The sequence below is a fragment of the Paraburkholderia sp. IMGN_8 genome (genome assembly GCF_038050405.1).
Lineage (GTDB): Bacteria > Pseudomonadota > Gammaproteobacteria > Burkholderiales > Burkholderiaceae > Paraburkholderia.
In genome coordinates this window covers 4,237,875-4,247,005 of sequence record NZ_CP150900.1, presented here as the reverse complement: position 1 = coordinate 4,247,005, position 9,131 = coordinate 4,237,875, and the positions used below count along the sequence as shown (strand labels likewise).

At 56.9% G+C, this 9,131-nt stretch carries 5 protein-coding genes; 3 read left to right on the top strand and 2 right to left on the bottom strand.

Annotated features, from left to right (window positions below; genetic code table 11):
• The first annotated feature begins 112 nt into the window (after positions 1 to 112).
• The 3 genes from WN982_RS19285 (at position 113) to WN982_RS19275 (ending at position 5,053) form a co-directional block, all read left to right on the top strand.
• Positions 113 to 2,380, top strand: coding sequence for a hypothetical protein (locus WN982_RS19285; RefSeq protein WP_341313498.1), 2,268 nt, complete (start codon positions 113 to 115; stop codon positions 2,378 to 2,380).
• Positions 2,377 to 3,957: a DUF2357 domain-containing protein gene (locus WN982_RS19280; RefSeq protein WP_341313497.1), complete on the top strand. Its 1,581-nt coding sequence runs from the start codon at positions 2,377 to 2,379 to the stop codon at positions 3,955 to 3,957. The genes WN982_RS19285 and WN982_RS19280 overlap by 4 nt, the downstream gene beginning before the upstream one ends.
• A 76-nt stretch (positions 3,958 to 4,033) precedes the next feature.
• Positions 4,034 to 5,053, top strand: a complete 1,020-nt coding sequence (locus WN982_RS19275) for a serine protease (RefSeq protein WP_341313496.1) — start codon at positions 4,034 to 4,036, stop codon at positions 5,051 to 5,053.
• Between the two features lie 318 nt (positions 5,054 to 5,371).
• On the opposite strand, the gene trfA is transcribed toward WN982_RS19275, so the two are convergent.
• Positions 5,372 to 6,463 (bottom strand): plasmid replication initiator TrfA, encoded by a 1,092-nt coding sequence (trfA, locus tag WN982_RS19270; RefSeq protein ID WP_341313495.1) that lies wholly within the window; start codon positions 6,461 to 6,463, stop codon positions 5,372 to 5,374.
• A 1,204-nt stretch (positions 6,464 to 7,667) separates the two neighbouring features.
• Positions 7,668 to 8,813: a hypothetical protein gene (locus WN982_RS19265; protein WP_341313494.1), complete on the bottom strand. Its 1,146-nt coding sequence runs from the start codon at positions 8,811 to 8,813 to the stop codon at positions 7,668 to 7,670.
• Positions 8,814 to 9,131 lie beyond the last annotated feature (318 nt).

Here is a 9,131-nt window from a genome sequence, read left to right as displayed (position 1 = left end):
TGGCCCGCCGCTCAGCCAGACCGGCGCTGCGAGTAGGCCCCACCAGTACATCTTCAAATACCACAGACTTCCGGCGACAACCGATTGCTCACTAAAACGGAATCACACTCAAGTGAAAGACAAAAATCGCGACCTGACTTCCGACATCGCATTGACCGAAGCAGTTACAGCATCTATGGCTGCCGCACCCGCTGCGGCAAAGTCATGGTATCCCGGACTCGAGGCTCACCTGGAGCGTGTGAAGACAGCGACGCGCGCCGAATTTGAGAACCGCGAGTTTCTGGAAGCGTTGTGGAGCGACGAGTCAGTGTCTTCTACGGGAATGGGTAGTGTGAAAGTCGGTCCGGCACTCGATGACCTAGAGTTCAGGAAGTGGTTTAGCGCAGCATTTTCCGAGCCTTTGCCTGAGGACGCAGTGCAGGCTGAGGCGAAGCTAACGCTACTCTATAAAGAACTTGTGCATCGATTGGGGGAAAAGTGCGGACGCGTCGCACGCCTGAAACTTAATCGAGTGATGTGCGCAAGATTCCCTCAATATTTCACGACCCTGGCGGATGTTGGTAAGCTCAAGTTCCTCCATCGAGCGTTGGGAGGCGCCTCAAGCGACCATCCTGTGCATGCACACATCGCGATTAAGCGCCGCCTCGACGCACTTCTCGGACCTGTCGCTCCCGACAGTCCAAACGGTGAACTGGACAGACTTTCGTTGCCGTGGTTTCTCTATGACCACATCGCCGACGAGCCTGCCTCAGTTGCCGAGCCTTCATCTACAAGCGAGGTAGCTCCCTCTACTGACGGACTGCACCCGTTACCAGCATCTCTAAGACGGAAAGGGCTGACGGCAATCAAGGGCAACTTCGGAACGCTCTTGGAGCTTGTGCAGGTACTACAGAACGGTCTGACCCGAGAGGAGTTCGCCGACGAGGTTCGACGAAGTAACCCCGACCTGTCAGAAAATAGCCTCGGTACGGTTATCAATACGGTCGCTAGGGAGTTCGACTTATGCGTTCGAGACGGTGACGTGTATCGCCTGAACGCTCGCGGCCTTAATCTCCTGGAGACCAGGGACCCAGACGAATTTGCCGACCACTTGCTAACCAAGATTCTCGGTGTCGACCATGTCATAAAGGCTCTCGAAGGTGGGCCTCTCGCACTGGTGGACCTAACAGAGAATCTGAAGCGAGTGAACCCCGGTTGGACGTCGGACTTCATGCCGCGCTCGATAATCGCGTGGTTGACGAGTTTCGAAGTCATACAGCAGAGTCAAACACGCAAATGCTCTCTTACGGACCGTGGAAGAACGTGGTGGAACAAAATCACATGGCAGCCTGAAGCACTGAAAATCGTCGATGCGCCAGCACAGCCGACGCTCGACGCGGTTAGCGCAACGGCCGAAGTGCCTAATTTTGTCGAGGTCTTACATAGACTCGAACTCATAAATCAAGGCAAACTGCTTTTGCCGACGGATTTGGTTCGGCAACTGCATGTTGGATTGTGGTCACACCCCGTGCGCCACTTCGCGGTACTGACGGGCATTTCAGGGTCCGGAAAGACGCAACTCGCCTGGAACTATGGCCTCGCTGCTTGCGGAGCCATAGATGGTCAAACCGAACGTGTGCGCATCGTTCCTGTACAACCGGGCTGGTTCGACCCTACGCCGCTTTTCGGGTACGTCAGTCCGTTAAGCCAGCAATACTGCTCAGCCCCGTTTCTCGAACTGTTGCTGCGAGCGGCGCGCGACCCAGAGCGCCCATACGTCATCATCCTCGACGAAATGAACCTGTCACATCCGGAGCAATATCTGGCCCCGCTGTTGTCGGCAATGGAAACCCGCGGATGGATTGACCTGCACGAACTGCCAGAGGACGTAACAGATGTTCCGCGCCGACTCCAATACCCATCTAATCTCGCCATCATCGGAACACTCAATATGGATGAGACTACGCATGGGCTATCTGACAAGGTACTCGACCGTGCCTTTACGCTGGAATTCTGGAATGTAAGCGTCGACGATTTCCCTGGTTGGGACAAATTCGAGCTACCGGCCGAACTGCAGACATCCGTGAAAAAACTGCTCGGGGACTTGAGTAAGGCGCTCGCACCAGTCAGGCTTCACTTCGGGTGGCGAACTATAGAAGATGTGTTGAGATACCTGCGACTGGCCATCGACGCGGGCGACACAGAAACCAATGCGCTCGACGCGGTTGTCTACGCGAAAATACTTCCCAAGCTGCGCGGCGAGAGCACCGAGCGGTTTCATCTCGCCCTCAGTTCTGCGCAGGCAGTCCTGCTCAAACGTGAGCTCACGCGTTCTGCAGAAAAAGTATCGACACTAATTGTGGACCTGAAGGAAACCGGAGCCGCGAGATTCTGGCGATGATGTTCGTCAAGCAAGGCGATACCGGGCCAAACTTAGTGGTGCACTCACTTTGCGGCGGCAACACGACCGCAATGTACCGACCGGGCGACACTATCTATGGATTGCGGGAAAGCGAGAAGTGCATCTTCGAGATTGAAGATGTCGATAATGCTCGCATATTTGTCGACGACGTGGAAGTTCGACAGGGCGACGATGGTCGATATGAGTGGACCGCAGACTTCATTGCCGGCCGCGTCCAGATTGTCGTGGCATCGTCTGCCGCAAGCGAAGCCATGTATTTCGCATTCGTTGGACCATCAACTGAAAAGGTCGCGGACGAGCAGTTTGACACTATGGTGGGTGAGATTCAGAAATTTCGCGCGTCTCTCCTTCTAGGAAGTTCTAGCGCAGCTATGGAGTTTGGCGACGATGCGGGAAGCAACACGCTTGAAACTCTCGTCAGGCTGGCCAGGCTAAAGCTTTATGCCCCGGAGTTCGTGCGCGAAGTCCGGAAAATATGCAGCGCACCGCACAAGTCTCTTCTCCAGGCAGAACGCCGAGTTTCACTCGCGCGCGTTAAGCGCCTCCATCCACTCGCTCTGCGTGAGCCGCTGATAGCCGCCGCTGTCGCCGGACGCACGGCGGAGTCCATGTCACTTGATTTACTCCACGTCGGGACGCCGACGGCAATGCCGACCTTTGACACGCCCTCCAATCGTGCGCTAAAGGCACTGGTGACGAGATTGGCGGCGCAGGCGTCCGCTTTGCTCGACGCGGTGGCGCAAAGTCGACTCGGCGGAGACCTAGAGGAGCAGAATTCTCGACGTCCGAGGCGAGAGCGCTTCCTTCGCAATCTTCTGGCGGAGGCGAAGGCTCTATTAACCAGAGAACCGTTCAGCAGCGTGTCCCGACTGGAGACGTCGGCGGCCAGCCTGACGCAGATTTCCACACAACCGGCTTACAGTAGCGCCTTCAGGCACGGCACATTGGCATTGCTTCGTGGCGTGGAGGGCGCACGTTCCCGAGACCATTTGCGCGTCAGTCCGACGTGGGGTGTCTACGAGACGTGGTGTTTCGTCCATATACTCACGAAGCTTGCCGAGAGGTTTGACCATTTCGACTGGAAAGCCATCAGGCACGGTGCTTTAAGTGCTGCCGAATCCTATGAGCTGGAGTTGGGTGGTGGGATTCGAATCGAAGCGCACTTCCAGGCAAACTTCAACGCTGGCGGCCCACCCTTCAATCGTGTCGGTTGGAGCCTATCGCGCTTTCGCATTCCGGACATCGTCATCGTCGTCCGAAGTGCGACGAGATTGGATTTTCTCGTGCTCGATGCAAAATTTCGAAGTAAGAGGGACAACGTACTTGAGGCCATGGAGTCGGCTCACATTTACCATGACTCATTGCGGATGAGACAGCAGAAGCCGAACTTCTGTGTGCTTCTACTACCGTCAAGGGCGGACGTTCCGCACTTGGAAGCAGACGCGTTCCTTCTCGAGCATGGCGTGGGCACAATTAGTCATTTCTCGCCTGGCGGGCAAGGCGTCAGTCGCTGCGTGGACTTAATCGCCAACTGGGCGATGGGAAATACGTCATGAATTCGGCCTTAACGGCAAAGCCACGATTACCTCATCGAGTTTGAGCACCGCGACGTGTTGATTCGCTCGATTGCCAATGGCTGCCGCATGCGCGGGGTCGCTTTTTTCCAGCGTCGGCACACTCACCGCTGACGAAGCTAAAGTTTTTGCTTCAAGTGCCGATATTCGTGTAGTCAAGAATGCCTCAGCGAGCGGTTTGCGGTCGCTAGTTAAAATAACAACGTTAAATATGACAGATATTTCCTTCAAGAGTCGTTTCGCAAAGCATCAAATCCTAATGGCTGTTGGCCTGCTATGTATTGCACAGATTGCTGCTGCTGAAGAAAACTCCCTCATACTGAACGAGGCGGTCGTATTGGATAACGCACAGCGTATAGTGCATATTCACTACGCATCGACAGATAAATCTGGCGCCGTGGATAGGGTGACAGATGGTTCTGGTTTCTTGCTAGATGGGAAGCATGCAATCACTGCTGCTCATGTCATTCGTGAGGCTCAAGAGCGGAATGAGCCCGTTATCGTGCAGGTTGGTGCCGGCGCGAATGGAAACTATCTGACCACGGCGACAGTCGAGCGTGTCGACTATAGGCGCGACTTGGCAATGCTGTACGTCAACACGTATACGCTCGTCCCGATTGCACAAAATCCGGGGCGATACAATCTTGTCGCGGGTGCGCCCGTTCTGGACCGCTCGCCAGCTCGAATCTGCTCTTCGAGAGTTCCCGCAGGCAGCCAATACGCGTTGGGAGGACTAGCAGTTTCTTCGACGGGTAATGATAGTTCTATTGAGTTTCACTGGGCCCCGGTGAAATACAGTTCCGTCCTTGACGTCACGTCGTTGCCCAAGCTGGAAGTTCAGCCTGACGTACCACATTGGAATTGGAGAACGGGCGACCCTGTTATTGTTTTAGGGGAGTCTGCCAACGAGGGCGACTCTGGAGGTGCGGTATTTTCGACCGACGGTTGCTTTATGGGTGTAACCAGCGCCAACGTCAGGATTTCCTACCAAGGCGTTGAACAGAGGGGAGTGACGCTCGCAGCGCCAATTCTGCCGAACGACCCGTTTCTGAAAGGGACGAAGCGCGCCCAACAATGATGATTAGCTGGCGGACTCCTTTTGTAGGAGGACCGCCGGCGAATAACGGTTGCGTTGTCGTCCACCAACGGAATGAATTCGAGTTCTGCGCGAGGGCTCCACAGCCGACTTGGCAAACGGTTTTAAACCACGACAACGCCGTCCCGTATGACCGGCTGGTAGCTTATCGGAAGTCGTTATGCTCCGAGCCCGCTGCAGTTGCGCTATCCTCGGATAGGCCTGCGGCGTTTCTCGCGTACGTCGTCCAGGCCAACGCATCTTGAAGGCCTGAGGAAAGGGGTGCCGAGTGCAATTAGCTTTACGTCGCCAATTCGTGGGTCATGCCACCCATGCGGAACGGACGACGTAAATCTTGTTATCGTCTTCGCAGAAATGAAAGCTCGCTACCCGGCTGCAAGCAGGTGTGCTTAGGTCCTTGAGCTTTTCCAGGGCACGAATGAGACTGGCCTTGAAGTTCCACTTGTTGGACGCGTATCCAGATATCTTATGCAGCAGCTCAACAGGCAGCGGCTTCGGATGAGCGTGTCCGGCATAGAAGTTTGCTACCCAGCCTTTCAGTCCGTCATATCCCGCTGCTTCATTGTCGACGGCTGTCCACGCGCCCGCCCCGAACAGTTCCGCCACGGGCGTGGTGACCCGAAGCAACAGCACATCACTGCCTTTGAAATTCTCGGCAGAGTCGGCGCCCTCGAATTTCACCGACATCAGCTTCGGCACCTCGATGTCCATTCGCTCCTGGCGAATGTGTACTTGGGCAAAGCTAAGTCGAAGCAAGCTCGCCCGAATAGCGCTGTGCGCCTTTGCGCTATATTTGTTTCCCATTCGACGTGCGAACTCGTAAAACGTGGTTCGCTCATAACGGGGACGCTCTTCAGGGCAAAGAGGAGTCTCGCGGTAGTATTCGAGGCAGGTCGAATAGACGAGTCTGTCGAACTGACAAAGACCGTGGCCACTGAATGTCAGGGTCATGTTCTGGAACGTGCCAATTTTCTCTTCAGACACCAAACAGGCCGAGCCACCCGCGAGCAGGTTTGCGTTGTCGGCCTGCACGCCTCGGGCCGCCGCAAATAGGGCTGAACGGAGAAACGCGTTCGGCAGCGCCCGCGCTGTTGCGGACCAGCCCGGCAGATACACTTCAGAGCCCACGCGGGTCGCCTGTCGTCGCCGCGAATGGTGAATCTCGTCTGCCGTGGCATTTGCGGGAAGCTCTGCGACCACCGGTTGCTCGAGCGCTTTCTTTTTCCGGCGTTCGAGTCCGTCGGCGATGTCCTGGAGCCGCTTCGCCGCTTCGAGTACAGTTATCTGCCGGTCTGGGGCGGCGGTAAGTGCCGCGTCGGCCGTGAGGTTTGCCAGAACGCGCAGTTCAGCGACTTTGCCTCCTGGATACTTTGTCATTTGCGACCTAGTCATTTTGCTGCTCCGGGAGCTGGACAGTGGCTTTCGTTTTCTGTGGCATCGCGGCATCAGCGACTCGGGATTGGAATATTTCGGGGGGTGCGCGCCGCGAAACGCGCAGGCCGCTCGAACAGCAAGCCGGTTGAAGCTGGCAACGTGAATCGGGTCCGTTCATGACGAAGACGTGCAGATTGGTGATATCTGTGTATACGCGCGCCGGACGACCATGGCATCACGAAAATGAGCCTTGCAGCATTACCTTCCCAAATATCCCAAAAAATCAGGGCAGTTATTCGCTTCGGACGCGCATTGTGCGACTTGTACTCCGCATCGGCGCGGCTTGTACCCTGCATCGCCGGCACGCGTACTCCACATCACCGCAACTTGTACTCTGCATCGCGTTCCGCGTGGCCGACGCGAAGAACAACCACTGAAGTCAGGAAATTATCGCGGCCCGCAGCATGGCCTAATATCTGTAGACTCTGTAATCGAGATAGCCGGGCGAGTGCAGCCTAGGGCTGGCGAGCTTCTTCGTCAACTGACTTCCGGTGCTCCGGAGCGGCGCGGATGCCTCCAGCCGAGTCGGCCTGCATTGTTTAGTCGCGCGACATCGAACGATGTTCGAGGAAAACGGCGATGCGACGCGCCTCCTCGTGAATGCAAGCGACAGTCACCCGCCCTGGTCAGCAAGGCGTGCCTCACGCGAGTCTCTTGTCACGCTTCCATTCGATGGCAACCGGACAGTCATCGCAAACGCCATCTGCTACCCGAACCGGAATGGAATCCTTGGTCGACGTCTTGCTGACCAGGGCGGCGGTACTACACCGCGTGTCTTGAGTCCCGCTACCGCCCGATGGGCGTGTCACCTCGTCTTTCTGAATAAGCCTCCGACCGTCCCACCCTCACCACGTTTCCGGGCGCGCGACGCAACTTCCGCGTTCCGGTGAATGCCCCAAGGCGCCTTGACAAGGCCGTCTCCGGTGCGCCGGTGAGCCTCAATGTGAATCGGCAGTTCGCATCAACGATGACCGCGAACGCAGGATACCCGGCCAGCACACAGACTCCGCCGAAAGTCCGGTTGCCAGCGCCGCGCAAACGATAGCCCGACCCGACGAGATACCGCTCGTCGATGACAGGCTCCAGCCGTTCTCTCCGTCCGGCGACTTCTCCTCGACGTGCATCAACCAAGCGGAGTCAGCTCTGGTCGTTCGCTTCCTCGCTAGCTCGCGCACATCCGAAGCTCGCCGATGCGCCCATCCTCTACTTCGAATACAAGGTATGTCGGCGCATCGTGGGTCAGAAGGAGAGCTTCTGACGCTTGAACGTCCTTCTTTGTCTCGTGTGCACCGGCAACCAGGTCGGCAGACAGCGCCTGGGCGGCTTCGCGTACCTCGGTCTTGCGAATTTCCAACGTGGTGCTTCTATTCCAGAGAGAGGAGAAGTTCTGGCAATCGCGTTCAGCACTTGCGTCGATGGTTCGCAGGTGAGCTTCGAACTCTTCAGCAGTGTGCAGCAGACGCTCCATGCGAGCCTGCTTCAGCGCCGGCTCCCCAGGGTAAAGCGACATCACATACCAAGCCAGCGCACGCGTCTTCAGGGTGAGGCGCAGGTCCCTCGCAAGGTCTTTGAGCCGCTCATATTTGGTGACCGCGTCCTTCTGGAGGTCCTCGGTCCCGAACCACTCCTTGTGCTCGATGGGCTCGTCGCACCGCCGCAACAATTCCTGCTGCAGATGGTGCTGGACCTGCGTCAGCTCACGGTCGCAACTCTCGAGCTCTGTACGAATTGCTGATGAAAGCTCGCCCTTGCTGATGGTTGAGGCGGCCTGAGCAAGATATTCGTAAGTTCCAGTGACCTTGGCGCGGCGCTCCTCATTGAGGAAATCCGAAACGTCCTGGACACCCTTGCGAATCTCGTCCAGCTTGGCGGAGATGTCAGCCAGGTGCTTCTGAGCGACGACGACCGAGGCCACTTGCCAGACCGCAGCAGCATTGACCATCGACTGTAGCTTGTCAGCTTCGAAAAGCTTTGCGTGTTCCGAGATTTTGCCGTTCGTGTCGACCGTCCATGCCCGGAGACCGACACCGTCTTTGGCCCGGACGAGTTCGCCGTCGATGACAACTTCCATCAGGCGCTTTCCTCGATGCCCCTCCTCGACAAGCAACGAGGGTACGGCCTGAAGACTCGTGCTCAACCTGGAAGTCAGCATTGAATCGACCGGCATTGGCTTCGCCGCACGATAACGCTCCTCGTCCGAAAGGGGGGCGACACGAACACCGGGCCGCAGCGCATCATCACCAAGCACGATGGTGTGCGTTAGCGACGGTTTTGCTTCAGCCAGGTTGCTATGCGAGTCTTGAATCATGAACTTGTCCTTGAAACGAAGAATAGTCGAGCGCGTGTGACAAAGCCTGCGTCGCGAACTTCCGTCGAAAAGCGCCGTACCTCAGCCCGCCAGAACTACAAGCCACGCGATGCCGCGATTTGCTCTCTCGCGTGCCCCATGCAAACGGATGCTCATCGACAGTGCGCTTGCTAGGAATCGAGCAGGCTCGCCATCGGATAGCCCGCGTACTATGCCACGGCAACCTTCCGCTCATCCCCCCGATTCTGAGAGCTTGTCTACCTGCGTAGACATGTGTAGTCCACACCCGCGGCGTATCTGGTCACGCTGCGTTTGCAC